Here is a 15814-nt window from a genome sequence, read left to right on the forward strand (position 1 = left end):
CTTCAAAGTATATAGAATTACTCGATGAATATGAATTTACCCAAAATGATAAAAAGATACTAAAACAATATTTTAGGAGGAAATAAAAATGTCTGATTTTAACAATGCAACCCTTATGATCACTGGTGGTACTGGTTCTTTTGGTTCTACCGTTCTGAAGCACTTCCTGGACTCTGACTTGAAGGAAATCCGTATCTTCTCTCGTGACGAAAAAAAGCAGGATGACATGCGCCATGAGCTTCAGGCCAAGCATCCGGAGAATGCCAAGAAGGTCAAGTTTTACATCGGTGACGTCCGCAATCCGCAGTCCATCCGTGACGCTATGCCCGGCGTTGACTACATCTTCCACGCTGCCGCTTTAAAGCAGGTTCCTTCCTGCGAGTTCTTCCCCATGCAGGCTGTCCAGACCAACATCATAGGCACGGACAACGTCCTGCACGCCGCCATTGATGCCGGTGTAAAGCGTGTCGTCTGCCTGTCCACCGACAAGGCAGCCTACCCCATTAACGCTATGGGCATCTCCAAGGCCATGATGGAGCATGTCATTTATGCCAATGCCCGTGTAGCTGCTGAGCGTGGTGGCACTACCATCTGCTGCACCCGTTACGGCAACGTGATGTGCAGCCGTGGTTCCGTCATTCCGCTGTTCATTGACCAGATCAAGGCTGGCAATCCCATCACCATTACCGACCCCAATATGACCCGCTTCCTAATGAACCTGGACGAGGCGGTAGATCTGGTCTTGTTCGCTTTCCAACATGCAAATCCTGGTGATTTGTTCATCCAGAAGTCTGATGCTTCCACCATCGGCGATTTGGCAAAGGCCGTCCAGCAGCTGTTCGGCGATACCGGTACGAACATCATCGGCACTCGTCACGGCGAGAAGCTGTTCGAGACTCTGATGACCCGTGAGGAGCGTCTGCGCAGCCAGGATATGGGCCATTATTTCCGTGTTGCTGCGGATAACCGTGACCTGAACTACGATAAGTTTGTCGTCAACGGCGAGGTACATACTATGGCAGACGAGTCCTACACCAGCCATAACACTACCCGTCTGGATGTGGAAGGCACTGTTAAGAAGATCCTGACCACCGAATATGTCCAGAACGCACTGAAGGGCATCCCGAATGTCTAAAGAAAAGTTGCTGCTGGTTGGTGCCGGCGGCTTTGGGCGCATAGTGGTGGAGCAGGCGATGCTCCAATATGACTGTGCCTTTGTGGATGATGGGCAACCTGTGGGCACTGACATCTGTGGCATTCCGGTGGTTGGCAGTCTTGCTGATTTGCCGGAGCTGCGGAAGGAGTACGGCTTGCTGGTGGTGGGTATCGGCAACAATCGGTTCCGGGCACAGGTGTATGAGAAGGCGAAAGTCCTTGGCTTTGCTTTTCCCAATATCGTTGCGCCCAGCGCCTACATTAGTCCGTACGCAAAGTTGGGCTGTGGCTGCGTGGTGCTACAAAATGCCTGTGTCCAGAATGGTGCATCTGTTGGTAACGGCGTTCTGTTAAATGCCGGAACAGAAGTCCACTGTGATGCAGCGGTAGGGGACTACGCCCTGATTTACACCAACAGCGTCATTCGCACTGGTGCGACTGTGGGCAACTTTACCCGCATCGGCAGCAACTGCACCATCTGCAATAACGCAACTGTGCCGGATGGCGCAGATATTCCGGACTGCACCGCAGTACATTAAAGAGGTGATAGGATGAACATTCTAGTCACAGGTGCCAAGGGCATGGTGGGAACCGCCCTGTGCAACAACCTGAAAAACATCCGAGATGGGAAAAATAAGACCCGCCCGGCGCTGAATATTGAAGAAATCTACGAGTATGACCTGAATTCCACCCCAGAAGAGCTGGACGGGTACTGCCGGAAAGCAGACTTTGTATTCAATCTGGCTGGTGTGAATCGCCCGGAAAACCCGGAAGACTTCATGAAGGGCAATTTCGGCTTTGCATCCGACCTGCTGAATTGCCTGAAAAAGCACAACAATAAGGCAACCATCATGTTGTCCTCTTCCATTCAGGCCACGCTGGCAGGTCGGTTTGGCAACAGCGAGTACGGCCGCAGCAAAAAGGCTGGCGAGGAACTGTTCTTCCAGTATGCTCAGGAGACGGGGGCAAAGGTTGCAGTCTACCGCTTCGTCAACCTGATGGGTCACAGCCGCCCCAAGTACAATAGTGCCGTCAGCACCTTCTGCTGGGCGGTCGCCAATGACGAGCCCTTCACTGTCAACGACCGCAGTACCGAGTTGGAACTGCTGTACATCGACGATTTGGTAGAGGGAATGTTTGACCTGCTGGAAGGCAAGGAGCAGCACTGTGAATTTGACGGTGTGGAGACTGTTCTGAAAGCAGACGGTCGCTACTGCTGCGTTCCCGTGACCCACAAGGTTACGCTGGGGGAAATTGTGGATCTGCTGCAGGAGTTCAAGACACAGCCGACTACGCTCATGATGCCCAAGATGCCAGATGGCTCCTTTGCTAAGAAACTGTACTCCCTGTACCTGACCTATCTTCCCACGGACAAGTTTAAGTACGCCCTTAAGATGAACGTGGACAACCGTGGTTCCTTTACCGAGCTGGTACACACCGCCGATTGCGGGCAGGTGAGCATCAACATCAGCCGTCCCGGAATCACCAAGGGGCAGCACTGGCACAACTCCAAGTGGGAGCTGTTCATTGTGGTCGCCGGTCACGGCTTGATTCAGGAACGGAATATCAACACCGGGGAAACGGTGGAGTTTGAGGTTTCCGGGGATAAGATCGAGGCTGTCCACATGATTCCCGGCTGGACTCACAATATCATCAATCTGTCTGAAACAGAGAATCTGGTGACAGTGATGACCTGCAACGAAATCTTCAACCCGAACCACCCGGACACCTTCTTCGAGCCGGTGTGAGAGAAGCTGCTGGTTGACGTTAGGAGATTTTTATGGAACACAATTTTACATGGAAAAATGATGGGCGCACCAAGGTCATGATTGGTTGCGGTACCCGTCCGGAGATTATCCGACTGGCTGCGGTTATCAAGCGTTGCCGGGAATACTTTGACTGCTGCGTGGTCTACTACAATCAGAACTGGGACAGAAACCTTTCCACCGTGTTTTGGGAGGATTTCGAACTGAAGAACACCTTCGGGGAATATGGCCCGGACATTCTTGTGCCTGTGGTTGGCGAGAATCTGGGTGTGACCTGCGGTAACATTCTGGGACGTAGCTATGAGCTGCTCAGCGAATTGCAGCCGGAGGGCTATCTGGTGCTGGGCGATACCAACTCCTGCCTGTCTGCCATCTCTGCGAAGCGACTGCACATTCCTCTGTTTCACATGGAGGCCGGCAACCGCTGCAAGGATGAGTGCCTGCCTGAGGAGACTAATCGCCGCATCGTGGATGTGATTTCTGACGTGAATATGTGCTATTCCGAGTTTGCCCGGAAGTATCTGGCGGACACCGGACTGCCCAAGGAACGCACCTACCAGACCGGCTCTCCCATGGCGGAAGTCCTGCACATGAATCTGGAGAAGATCCAGAAAAGCGACGTGCTGGAGCGTCTGGGACTGGAGAAGGACAAGTACATTCTGCTGTCTGCTCACCGTGAGGAGAACATCGACTCTGAAAAGAACTTCCTGAGCCTGTTCACCGCTATCAACGCACTGGCAGAAAAGTACGATATGCCCATTCTCTACTCCTGCCATCCTCGCAGCAAGCACCGTCTGGAAAAGAGCGGCTTCCAGCTGGACCCTCGTGTCCGGGTCAACGAGCCGCTGGGCTTTAACGACTATAACAAGCTGCAAATGAACGCTCTGGCAATCGTCTCCGACTCCGGCACTCTGCCAGAGGAGAGCAGCTTCTATCTGTCCATCGGTCACCCCATCGCCGCCGTGTGCATCCGCACCAGTACGGAACGCCCTGAGGCGCTGGAAGCCGGTGATTTCATCCTAGCTGGCATCACTACCCGGGAACTGCTCAACGCCACCGATATGGCGATTGAAATGAAGAAGAAGGGCGTCCTGGGCAAGCCCTGCCCCGATTATGTGGACGAGACCGTGTCCATGAAGGTGGTTCGCATCATTCAGGGTTATGTAAATGTCGTTAATAAGATGGTGTGGAGAAAAGGGTAAGGGTGATAAAAATGGGTAAAACAGTATTCATTACCGGTGCATCCGGTTTTATCGGCTCCAACCTTGCCAAACGTATCCTGACCACTGAGCCGGATACCAAGGTCATTGGTCTGGACAACATGAACGATTATTATGACGTCCGCATCAAGGAGGCTCGTCTGGCGGAGCTTCAGAAGTTCGAGAACTACACCTTTATCAAGGGTAACCTTGCGGATAAGGCACTTATCAACAGCATTTTTGAGCAGTACCATCCGGATATTGTGGTTAATCTGGGTGCTCAGGCTGGTGTTCGCTACTCCATCACAAACCCGGATGCCTACATCGAGAGCAACATGATTGGCTTCTACAACATTCTGGAGGCCTGCCGTCATTATCCGGTGGAGCATTTGGTGTATGCATCTTCCAGCTCTGTCTACGGCAGCAACAAGAAGGTGCCCTACTCCACCGATGACAAGGTGGACAATCCGGTTTCTCTGTATGCGGCTACCAAGAAGTCCAACGAGCTGATGGCACATGCTTACTCCAAACTCTACAATATCCCCTCTACTGGTCTGCGGTTCTTCACGGTCTATGGCCCTGCTGGTCGTCCGGATATGGCATATTTTGGCTTTACCAATAAGCTGGTGAACGGCGAAACTATCAAAATCTTCAACTACGGCAACTGCAAGCGGGACTTTACTTATGTGGATGACATCGTGGAAGGCGTTGTCCGTGTGATGGCGAAAGCTCCTGAAAAGAAGAATGGCGAGGATGGTTTGCCCATTCCGCCCTATGCAGTCTACAATATCGGCAACTCCAACCCGGAGAACCTGCTGGACTTTGTGCAGATCCTGTCGGAGGAGCTGGTGCGTGCCGGTGTACTCCCTGCGGACTATGACTTTGAGGCTCACAAGGAACTGGTTCCCATGCAGCCCGGTGACGTGCCTGTGACCTTTGCTGACACTGAGCCGTTGGAGCGTGACTTCGGTTTTAAGCCCCATACCCCACTGCGTGAAGGCCTGCGGAAGTTTGCTGAGTGGTATAAAGAGTTTTATATGGAATAAGAAGAGAGGGGAAGACTATGAAAATCGCAGTTGCTGGTACCGGCTATGTCGGTTTGTCCATTGCTACGCTGCTATCGCAGCATCATGAGGTCATGGCAGTGGATATTATCCCGGAAAAAGTTGACCTTATCAATCACAAGAAGTCTCCGATTCGGGACGAGTACATTGAAAAGTATCTCGCCGAAAAAGATCTGAATCTGACTGCCACACTTGATGCTGAAGCCGCCTACAAAGATGCGGATTTTGTTGTCATTGCAGCACCTACCAACTATGACAGCAAGAAAAACTTCTTTGATACTTCTGCAGTAGAAGCTGTCATCAAGCTGGTGATCCAGTATAATCCTGATGCCATCATGGTCATCAAGTCCACGATTCCGGTCGGATTCACGGCTTCTGTGCGTGAAAAGTACCACTGCGACAACATAATTTTCAGCCCGGAGTTCCTACGGGAGTCTAAAGCTCTGTACGACAATTTGTACCCGAGCCGTATCATTGTTGGCACTGACGTGGACAATGCCCGTCTGGTGAAAGCCGCCAACACATTTGCGGGTTTGCTGCAGGAGGGTGCTATTAAGGAGAACATCGACACGCTGATCATGGGCTTCACGGAGGCAGAAGCTGTTAAGTTGTTTGCCAACACCTATCTGGCCCTGCGTGTCAGCTATTTCAACGAGTTGGATACCTATGCAGAGATGAAGGGGCTGAACACCCAGCAGATTATCGAGGGCGTCTGTTTGGATCCTCGCATTGGCAGCCACTACAACAACCCTAGCTTTGGTTATGGCGGTTACTGCCTGCCCAAGGACACCAAGCAGTTGTTGGCCAACTATGCTGATGTTCCGGAGAATCTGATTGAGGCCATTGTGGAATCCAACCGTACTCGTAAAGACTACATTGCCGACCGTGTGCTGGAAATTGCGGGCGCATACGAAGCAAACGAGGCTTATGATCCCAGTAAGGAACACAATGTGGTGGTTGGTGTATATCGCCTGACCATGAAGTCGAACTCCGATAACTTCCGTCAGTCTTCCATTCAGGGCGTTATGAAGCGCATCAAGGCAAAGGGCGCAACGGTCATCATCTATGAGCCGACGCTGGAGAATGGTTCTACCTTCTTTGGCAGTGAAGTCGTGAATGATCTGGCGGAATTCAAGAAGCGCAGTCAAGCCATTATTGCCAACCGCTACGATAGCTGTTTGGACGATGTTCAGGAGAAAGTATACACGCGCGATCTGTTTCGCAGAGACTAGTTTAGCGCTGAGGCATCTTAGTCGGCATGTACTATTAAATTTGCAGAAAAATGGTTTTTGCAGACAAAGCGAAAGTTGATTTCCTCATTTCCACATATATTTTCCTACTATAAAACCAGCATTTCAAGGTTGTACTTGTTTGACGAATTAAGATGGCATGAAGGAAGGAATAATCCAAAATCTCCGAAATGACCTGAAGGAGTACATTTTATATGGTGGATATTAAACGAAAACTTCAAAAGATGTCAGAGAGTGCGAAGTCGGCGATTGTCTATACACTGTCTACAGTCTTTTCAAGAGGATTGGCGATTATAACAGTTCCAATCTTCACCAGACTGATGACAACAGATCAAATTGGCGAAGTTAACCTGTACAATTCATGGTATTCCCTGATAAGTGTTGTTACAACGCTCTCGTTGACATCGGGTGGCTATTCAGTGGCAATGAAGGAGTATCCGGATAAGAGAGACCAGTACCAATCTTCTGTGCTGTCACTGACATCTTTGATTGCTCTTATTATTGCCATCATATATTTTATTACTCCTGATATTTGGAGTAGATTGTTGGGACTGCCAAATGGATTGATGGTTTTGATGTTGATTGGATTCCTAGTGGCCCCGGCTCGTGATTTTTGGCTGGCACGTCAAAGATACGAATATAAATATAAGTTATCAGGATGCGTAACGATAGGATCTGCGATATTGGCATCAGTATTGTCAGTTGTTGCAGTGCTTGGCGCAAATAGCGTTGGACATGAGAATATTGCAGAGGTACGACTTTACGCAAACTATCTCGTTGTATATGGTGTGGCTGCAGTAATTTGGGTGTGCCTGTTTTGGAAGGGAAAGACACTGTACAATAAAGAATATTGGAAGTTGTCTTTATCTCTAAGCATTCCGCTTATTGGATATTCAATAGCCGCACAAATTCTAAGTGTATCTGACCGAATGATGATTAGTCAGATGGTAAATAATAGTGCAGTTGGAATTTATAGTACCTTGTATACAGTGAGTTCGCTGTCCTTGATGCTTTGGCAGGCAATTCACGCTTCTTTTGTTCCGTATCTATTTCAGAATATAGAGAGCAATGTAAAAGGTATAAAGAGGATATCGTCTCAAATTATGCTTTTGTATGCAGTGATGGCAGTGATGATGACCTATATGGCACCGGAAATTGTTAGAATACTCGCAACAGAAGAATATTATGAGGCTATCTATATTATGCCGCCGATTGCTGCGGGAGTCTTCTTCACGGCATTTGCCAATATTTATTCGGATATAGCTGTGTACTACAAGAAAACACAGTATGTGATGTATCCGGCAGTGATTGCAGCTGTGGCAAATCTTGTGTTAAACTACATCTTTATCAATGCTTATGGATATATGGCTGCGGCATATACAACGCTGTTCTCTTATATTCTGATGGCACTCTTCCAAGGAATTTGGGCTAGAAAATTGTGCAAAGAGAATGGTATTGCGGAATCTTCTGTTTTTGAAGATAGAAAACTAATATTACTCGCATGTGTAACAACGGTTCTGTGTTTGCTTGGTATAGCTTTGTATAATTTCTATATTATCCGGTATTTGATTATTGTACTTATGGCAGTGCTGAGTATAGTTTTTTATAAGAAATACAAAACAGCCAAGAAAAACTGATGTAAAATAGGCCATGTGTCCTCAAGCACATGGCTGTGCTGCTCAAGTGTGCCACCTCTCCATGGTGAGCAGCAGGCAACGGATAATTATCCGGCTAAAGCATATATACGTAAATTCACTCTTTGGATGAGGAAAAAACTATAATGGGAAAGTATTTTGGAACCGATGGCTTCCGTGGAGAAGCTGGTATTGACCTGACCGCCGACCATGCCTACAAGGTTGGCCGCTTCCTTGGCTGGTATTATAACGCACTGCGCGAGCGCAACGGCAACAACGAGCCTGCACGAATCGTCATTGGTAAAGACACTCGTCGCAGCTCCTATATGTTCGAGTATAGCTTGGTTGCTGGTCTGACTGCTTCCGGCGCAGACGCCTATCTGCTGCACGTCACTACTACGCCCAGTGTGGCCTACATCGCCCGCGTGGACGACTTCGACTGTGGCATCATGATTTCTGCCAGCCATAATCCCTACTACGATAACGGCATCAAACTGATCGACTGCTATGGCGAGAAAATGCCCGAGGAAATCCTGTTGCTGGTAGAGGACTACATCGACGGAAAGCTCCATGTGTTCGACAAGGACTGGCCGGAGCTGCCCTTTGCTCACCGTGAGCACATTGGCTGCACTGTGGACTATGTTTCTGGTCGTAACCGCTACATGGGCTATCTGATCAGCCTCGGTATCTACTCCTTTAAGGGTGTCAAGGTCGGTCTGGACTGTGCCAACGGCTCCAGCTGGAACATTGCCAAGTCTGTGTTTGATGCTCTGGGAGCAGATACCTACGTCATCAATGCACAGCCCAACGGCACCAACATCAACAACAATGCGGGCTCCACCCACATTGAGGGTCTGCAGAAGTTCGTGGTGGAGAACGGTCTGGACGTTGGTTTCGCTTATGACGGTGATGCGGACCGTTGCCTGTGTGTGGATGAAAAGGGTAATGTGATCACTGGCGACCATATCCTGTACATCTACGGCTGCTACATGAAGGAGCGCGGCAAGCTGCTGACCAATACAGTCGTTACCACGGTCATGTCCAACTTTGGCCTGTATAAGGCTTTTGATGAGCAGGGCATCGGCTACGCAAAAACCGCTGTGGGCGACAAGTACGTCTATGAGTATATGGCTAAGAACGGCTGCCGTATCGGCGGTGAGCAGAGTGGTCATATTATTTTCAGCAAGTATGCCAGTACCGGTGACGGCATCCTGACCAGCCTGAAGATGATGGAGGTTATGCTGGCCAAAAAGCTGCCCATGAGCAAGCTGGCTGAGCCGCTGAAGATCTACCCGCAGGTGCTGGAGAACGTTCGTGTGACTGACAAGAAGGCCGCACAGGATGACGAAGCAGTGCAGGCAGCAGTCAAGGCCGTAGCCGAGGCACTAGGCGACACTGGCCGTATCCTTGTCCGTGAGTCCGGCACTGAACCGGTCGTGCGTGTGATGGTGGAAGCACCTGACCACGACACCTGCCAGAAGTATGTAGATGAAGTTGTGGAGACCATCAAGAGCCGGGGTTACGGAGTTTGTGAGAACTGCTGAGCCAGATCCACTACGCCACATCTGCAAACCTGTCGCCCTCGGAGCTTGTGCTTCTGGTACTACTGGGTACGATTGCGTGGCACAACCGCAAAGATAAGCAATGGCTCCCAGTTGTGTACTGTGTCTTTCTGATCCTCTATATCACGCTGCTACGCCGTGCGCCGGGATATAACGAGAGCATTCGACTCAGGCTTAAGCTATGGCCGAATGCGGGTGTATGGGCAGGCAACTTGCTCAATTTGATTCTCTATGTGCCGTATGGGGTAACAAGCTGGCAGTGGAAGCGGGAAGGCAAGAAGATCGTCGTTGCCGGGTTTGCCTTATCTGTGTTCTGCGAAGTGCTCCAGTACTTGACTGGGCGTGGAATGGCAGATGTCAACGACGTGTTGTTCAACACGTTGGGGGCGGCTGTGGGAGTATGGTTGGCCAGGAGAATAGCTTAGTAGTCACTGTCGTCGTTATCCTCCTCATCTTCATCGTCCTCTGGTTCTATGCCATTCCATCCGATGAATTCTTCTGTGGAGGACGGACGGGATAGTCCATTTCGCCCTCGTCCTCGTCGATGATAGAATTGTTGATGTCGGATTTGTAGAAATCTGTGTTCATTTTAAGTCACCTCTATGGATAAGCATAAAGGCGAAATTGGAACATTATGATGTATATATGCTTGATATCGTAAGTTGACCTTGAAAACAATGGACTGAAAGTATAATATTGAGCTGTGAGGACCTGTGTCTCACAGCTTTGCCGCTCGAAACTTTGCACACCTCTACGCGGTGAGCGGCAGGCAACACAAATGATTGTGGCTAAGAATGCAAAGTTTTTAGCAATTCAAAATATTTAGGCAGGTGAATTCGACTATGGCAGAATACAGAATGACCTATTTGGATGCAAAAAAATTTATTGATGATTGTGCCGATAAATCTAGCACGCCTGAACTTATTAAATCACATTCACCGGAAATACTTGCGGCTTTAACGGCGAAAACAAGTGTGGATTGCGGGATGAATGAGAAATCTCTAGATGAAACAGTAACACTGTGGAAAAACCAAATAGGAAATCCCAGCGAATTATTACTTGGAACAAAGTATTTTTCAATTAAGAGTAGTATGATAGAACTGGTTGAAGGAATGGCTGGATCGGGAATACTGGACTTAATTATTTCGAATTGCGTAGCAGGTGTCCCGTTTAGTTTTCAGGGGATTACGGTGGGGGCAATTGCTAATTTGGTAATCACCTTAGAACATATTTTCAAGGCAGCCAGTGATTTGGAAGATCATGATTTTTGTGTCTACATGCAAGCAACAACACACTTTAGAGAATATAGAGAATTTACGCATGATGATTTGGTTCATTGGTTCCCTGATGAACCGGACAACATCTGTAATATGCACAATTCAACATGGGATTGCGAGTACTACATAAATGATGATAAGTGTGATATGCTGAAAAACGGCCACCTTGATTGTGCTTTGGCATCTTTGAAAGGAAAAGGAATCCTGTCTTTAAAACGAAAAAATGGTAAGGATTACTATTCATTTGTGTGGTAAATATGGTGTAAATATGAATGACGAAAAAGAAAAGTACACAGCAGATGATTATAGGGAAACTTCGTTTTTAGTTATTGACGATGAAGATTCCTCGAAGGTGATTCACGATTTTTGTGATGCTGTATTCGCCCAACAGTTGCCAAGTGAAAATGATAAGAATGAAGATGTTAAAGAGCAACATGATGCGGAAGAGCTCATTCTTTCTGGAAAAGAATTTCTGGCACATTTTATAATTGATTTACCAAAACCAATTACAATTGTCCAGGAAGTCTACCATATAGATCGGAGCTTTAGAGATACATACTATATGTATTTCTCAAATCAACATTTTCAAGTTGAACGGTATTCGCGACGCTTATCATTCTTTTTTGGATCATACGGCAGAAAGAAATTCTTGGGTAATAGTAGTAAAATACAGACAGAACTGGAGAATAATTTCATTGGATGTTGTGTCATAAATCCTCTGGTAGCAGGCGGTTTGGGAAGAACACTGATAAATCCAAAGTATGTCCTTCCAAAGAAAGAACTGCCGGTGTATATGAGACTGTCTGATTTCTGTGTTCATATTTATGGAAGAACATTGAAGGTAAGAGCATTTCCGTACAGAATGCAAGATCAGGAAACTATGCGTTGTGCGGAAGTGACTCTTATGAATATATTGGAATATTATTCGAATGGCTACAACGACTATAAGAGTGCTCTTCCCAGCGAAATTATTGAAAAAGAAAGAGAGTGTGCTTATGAGCGTGTGCTTCCGTCAAGAGGAATTACATACACGGTCTTGACAAAGGTTCTTTCTGAATTTGGATTTTCTCCAAGGCTATATCATATTTCTGCTATTGATGACTTTGAGTACTCATCGATACGGCGAGAAAACGAATTGAGAAGATGGTTGCACTATTACATTGAATCTGGCATTCCTGTGGCAATAGGACTTGGTTCAGTGGAGGGAAATGAATCGGGCCATTCTATGGTTTGTATTGGACATGGAAAAGCAAAAGATACATTGAAGAATCAGGCGTACAGAAACAGATGGATCTCGTGGGAAAATCGAAATCAAGCCCATCCTATTATCAATTCAGCGGATTTTTATGAGGATTACGTTGTGGTAGACGATAACCAGCCAGTTTATCAGGTTAGAAGCTTTGACAATCTTTCCCTCTATCCCAATATGAGAGTTGAGAATTTAGCTGTTCCACTGTATAAACGTATGTTTTTAGATGCACCGGATGCGACATCAACTATTAGATCACTGTTAAACGATGAGAGATTAGGTCTGAATGTGTGGGCAAAGGATTGTCTTCATGAAGGTGAAAGTGTTGTAGTCAGAATGTTTATGGCTTCTTCACGCAGTTATAAAGCTTTTAGGGCGAAAACACTGTCAGGTGTGCTTGTAAAAGAACTTTATACACTTATCCCTATGCCACGATTTATTTGGGTCTGTGAATTATATAGGATTGGCGATTATGACAACTTAATGGCTTTTGGGGAAATCGTTATAGATGCAACATCTGCGCCTAATCGTAGTCATCAAAGCCTTATTTTAATGCATTATCCAAAATTGATTGCATATCGCGAACCGGACCAGAATGAAGCTGGATTTAGTAAAATGGCAGAATTGCAAAGTGATCAATTGATTCCAGGATATAGACGAAATCTGGACGAGATCACTTTGGAATGATGCGTATTTATGTCGAAGCGAACTATAATGGCGTTTGAAATGATAATTTGCACTCCTACGAAAAAAAAGATTGACGTGACCCGGAGAATGTGCTATAATAGTACAGCGTTTATTTGAAGCGTCGGAGATTTTTGATCGTTAGAACGACGAGGTGATTTCATGAAGACTAGTAGTATGATTGAGCGAGAAATGAGACGCAGCGGCGGGCGGGTTAAGATTATCTCGGTTCCTGCTAGTATGCGACCGACTAAGGCATCATTGAAAAAACTTGACAGAGAAATTTCGGCGCAGGTGCGTGCAAATGAAGCGATGAGTACGAGAAGCATTTTGTACTCGTCTCAGTCTTCTTTGAAGTGACAGGTGCGGGGATTGGAGTGCTAGTAGCATAAATGATGGTGATATGGCATTTTGCTGTTGCGCTATCAGCACCTCGATCGTTTTTTTGGTGCTGATTAGTGGCATGAATGCAGACGAGATTCTCGCCAAGTTGAAGTTAGCATAGTAGCCGTGTGAACTCCAGAAGTTCACACGGTCATTTTTAGAGGTATCTATATAGTTAGTGATGGAAATAAAAGGAAGAGATATCCTGTGGCTAAGACGCGCAAGCCCGGCGGAGGGCGGAAGCCATCAAAACCAGAGTACAGTGCAGCCAAGAACTTAGCACAGCAGATGAAAGCAGCTACTGAACTTTATACGGACAAAATGAGTCTGCAAGCCATCGCGGACGCACTGTCCCTCAACCCCATCAAGGTGAGAAAGTTGCTCATCACTGCCGGAGTCTACGAGTCGGATACGGCAAAACTCGTTCAGCAGACGTTCCGTTCTTTTAGAAGCACACAAAACTACTCCACTGCCGTCACCTCCACAATGTCTGCCTTGCAGTTATCCCATTCCTCTGTGACCTCTTATCTGCCGTATGAGAAGGGCGTGTACTTCCCGGAGGAAGCTGAAGCGGCGAATATCAGTGCCGGGGCAGAGCGGCAGCGACACTACCGAGCTGTGGTTGCGCTGAGGAAGGATCCCTGCGAAGAAAACCTCTGGAAGTGTGTGGTGGCTTTTCGGGGATACAAGTTCAAGACGATATCCGGCTTGCCCTTTACATATACGCTGAAAAAGGGCAGGGGAGATGAGTTCACCAAGGAGCTGTGGATCGACCGCAGAGAGGACAGCAAGAGCCTTGCTTGGAGTTCTGTGCTGCTGGCGTATCACAATATCGGTAAAATCGGAGAGGTAGTGGACAGACCCAAGGCGCTGGGAGATATCCGGGGTGTGTCGTATATCTATGGGCTGTTCTACCGCTTTGGTCTGATCGACGTGCCGGACAAGGCTAAGGAGAAGATGGCGAAGCAATAAGAAAACGAGACATATTTTGTTTTAAGATGGAATGTGATATAATAAAACTGGCGGTTTACCGTACTACATGAAAAGGGCAGGTGAATGTGCTAATGTACATCATTTGTCAAGATTCAATCCTTTCATCAGCTATCGAGGCGATTACTGAGGCAGTAAGTCTATTGGAGCTGAAGCAAGAAAAGAACAGAATCAATAAGCGGATTCAGTCATTGCTTCATATTGCTGATGATCTGGCACCGGATTCTGTGGAGTATCAGTGCGTTTATGAAAGAATTCTCGAATTGGAAAGGATGCGAGAACTGATCAGACGCATTAGAAAGGCTAAGTGTGCACAGATTTATGCGCAATTGCATATGCTATGGGTTAATAGAGCCAAAAAGGCCGGTCGCGCGACTGCGGGTTTGACTACTGATCCAATGAGCATCGCTATGCCCATTCCTCCCACGTTTGAGGCTACCTTGAGTAGTTTCGGATGTGGGAGGGATTTGGATGCCCTCGCATGCTGAAAAAAATCAAACAGAGATCGAAAACTACTATCATATTATAGACCCGGAAGGAAGGCTGTCTAAGTACGAGAAGGCTGAAGAAGAACGCAAGGTGTTAGCGAATATGCCTGCTTGCTTCCCGGAAGCACTACGATATGTGATGACACGCTTCGGATTTACGCAAGAGGCTCTGGCCTTTGAATCAAAGGTGTCGGAGTCAACGATCGGTCGCTACAGAAATGGAAAGGTTGAAAGTTTTTCTGAGAAAAACGTGGTTGCACTATGCGTTGCTATGCACCTTCCTCCATGGCTTTCGTTTGCGCTCATAGCAAAAGCGGGTTTTAGCTTGGCTGCAACCAGAGAACAGCTAGCACATTTGATGATTCTTAACTGTATGTATATGAGGTCAATTGATGAGGTGAACGAGTACTTAAGGGAAAGAGGAAATGCTTCACTGTCCCGAGAGACGGCACAGGATTGTCGAGCTTCTTGAGATTCTGAACCTAAAATGATGAGCCGTGTGTTCAACTCCCTGCCGGAGAAGGATACACGGCTCATTTGCACTGTTTGAGGACAAGGACAAGAAGAGCCAGATGCGAATCTGCACACTTGGCTTATCGGGAGACCGTGTGAGCCAGTTTAAAACTGAATTGCTGCCTGTTTGGTGCTGCTCAGAACGCGTAGTAAGCCGGGGTGGACTTCAAAAAATCTGAAATTATTTCGGATTTTAGGAGTCTATTCCGGCTTTTTTGCGTTTATAGGATCGGAATTGGCAGATTACACAATTTTCCGACTTATTTCTCGTCGCTTCGATGAAAAGTGGCTGCTCCTATTTACAAATAGAGTTTTGGCTGCTATATTATAGATATAATAATAGCCTGAAAAGCTCTATTGAAAAGATAATAATTTGTAACGTGGAGGTGTATTACCAGACAAAGATAGTCATGTTGTTCAGTTAAAAAAATCCTTCTGAATGACGTCTCAGCAAGAGACATTACATAGGTTTTTAGTAGAGTGCCGCGATTGTTGGAGGCAGTCAGCGCACAATTATTGAGGAGTTATAACTAAACGGTCCTTAATTCAATACTAAAACACTACTGTAAGGTTGAAGTGCGTCTACTTGCTGATAAGAC

General features: G+C 47.1%; 13 protein-coding genes. All 13 read left to right on the plus strand.

The genetic code is table 11. From position 1 onward, the window contains the following. Positions 1 to 88 precede the first annotated feature (88 nt). The 13 genes from MTP43_RS03100 (at position 89) to MTP43_RS03155 (ending at position 15174) form a co-directional block, all read left to right on the plus strand. Positions 89 to 1135: a polysaccharide biosynthesis protein gene (locus tag MTP43_RS03100; protein ID WP_097783459.1), complete on the plus strand. Its 1047-nt coding sequence runs from the start codon at positions 89 to 91 to the stop codon at positions 1133 to 1135. Beyond that, entirely contained in the window at positions 1128 to 1694 is a 567-nt protein-coding gene (locus MTP43_RS03105) for a PglD-related sugar-binding protein (protein WP_097783460.1), read from the plus strand. Before MTP43_RS03100 ends, MTP43_RS03105 begins: the two co-directional genes overlap by 8 nt. Before the next feature lie 12 nt (positions 1695 to 1706). After that, positions 1707 to 2903 (plus strand): polysaccharide biosynthesis C-terminal domain-containing protein, encoded by a 1197-nt coding sequence (locus MTP43_RS03110; protein ID WP_113621450.1) that lies wholly within the window; start codon positions 1707 to 1709, stop codon positions 2901 to 2903. A gap of 32 nt (positions 2904 to 2935) precedes the next feature. Further along, entirely contained in the window at positions 2936 to 4123 is a 1188-nt protein-coding gene (locus MTP43_RS03115) for a UDP-N-acetyl glucosamine 2-epimerase (RefSeq protein WP_097783462.1), read from the plus strand. 11 nt (positions 4124 to 4134) lie between these two features. Continuing rightward, entirely contained in the window at positions 4135 to 5166 is a 1032-nt protein-coding gene (locus MTP43_RS03120) for an NAD-dependent epimerase/dehydratase family protein (RefSeq protein WP_097783463.1), read from the plus strand. A gap of 17 nt (positions 5167 to 5183) precedes the next feature. Continuing rightward, positions 5184 to 6416 carry a nucleotide sugar dehydrogenase gene (locus MTP43_RS03125; RefSeq protein WP_097783464.1) on the plus strand — a complete coding sequence of 411 codons (1233 nt, stop codon included), beginning with the start codon at positions 5184 to 5186 and terminating at the stop codon, positions 6414 to 6416. A gap of 212 nt (positions 6417 to 6628) precedes the next feature. Continuing rightward, the gene (locus MTP43_RS03130; RefSeq protein WP_097783465.1) at positions 6629 to 8071 is read left to right on the plus strand and encodes a lipopolysaccharide biosynthesis protein; all 1443 of its coding nucleotides are present in this window, start codon (positions 6629 to 6631) and stop codon (positions 8069 to 8071) included. 143 nt (positions 8072 to 8214) lie between these two features. Continuing rightward, on the plus strand, positions 8215 to 9612 hold the full coding sequence (gene glmM, locus MTP43_RS03135) for a phosphoglucosamine mutase (RefSeq protein WP_113621449.1): 1398 nt from the start codon (positions 8215 to 8217) through the stop codon (positions 9610 to 9612). A gap of 113 nt (positions 9613 to 9725) precedes the next feature. Continuing rightward, positions 9726 to 10055: a VanZ family protein gene (locus MTP43_RS14470; RefSeq protein ID WP_162789058.1), complete on the plus strand. Its 330-nt coding sequence runs from the start codon at positions 9726 to 9728 to the stop codon at positions 10053 to 10055. Positions 10056 to 10472: 417 nt separating this feature from the next. After that, complete coding sequence (locus MTP43_RS03140) at positions 10473 to 11162, plus strand: hypothetical protein (RefSeq protein WP_097782303.1); 690 nt, start codon at positions 10473 to 10475, stop codon at positions 11160 to 11162. 13 nt (positions 11163 to 11175) lie between these two features. Then, a complete protein-coding gene (locus tag MTP43_RS03145; protein WP_097782304.1) occupies positions 11176 to 12843 on the plus strand; it encodes a hypothetical protein in 1668 nt (555 codons plus the stop codon). Between the two features lie 588 nt (positions 12844 to 13431). After that, positions 13432 to 14196, plus strand: coding sequence for a hypothetical protein (locus MTP43_RS03150; protein ID WP_238057030.1), 765 nt, complete (start codon positions 13432 to 13434; stop codon positions 14194 to 14196). A 489-nt stretch (positions 14197 to 14685) separates the two neighbouring features. Continuing rightward, positions 14686 to 15174, plus strand: coding sequence for a helix-turn-helix domain-containing protein (locus tag MTP43_RS03155; protein WP_113621446.1), 489 nt, complete (start codon positions 14686 to 14688; stop codon positions 15172 to 15174). Positions 15175 to 15814 lie beyond the last annotated feature (640 nt).

It is taken from the genome of Faecalibacterium sp. IP-1-18 (assembly GCF_023347355.1).
GTDB classification, from domain to species: domain Bacteria; phylum Bacillota; class Clostridia; order Oscillospirales; family Ruminococcaceae; genus Faecalibacterium; species Faecalibacterium prausnitzii.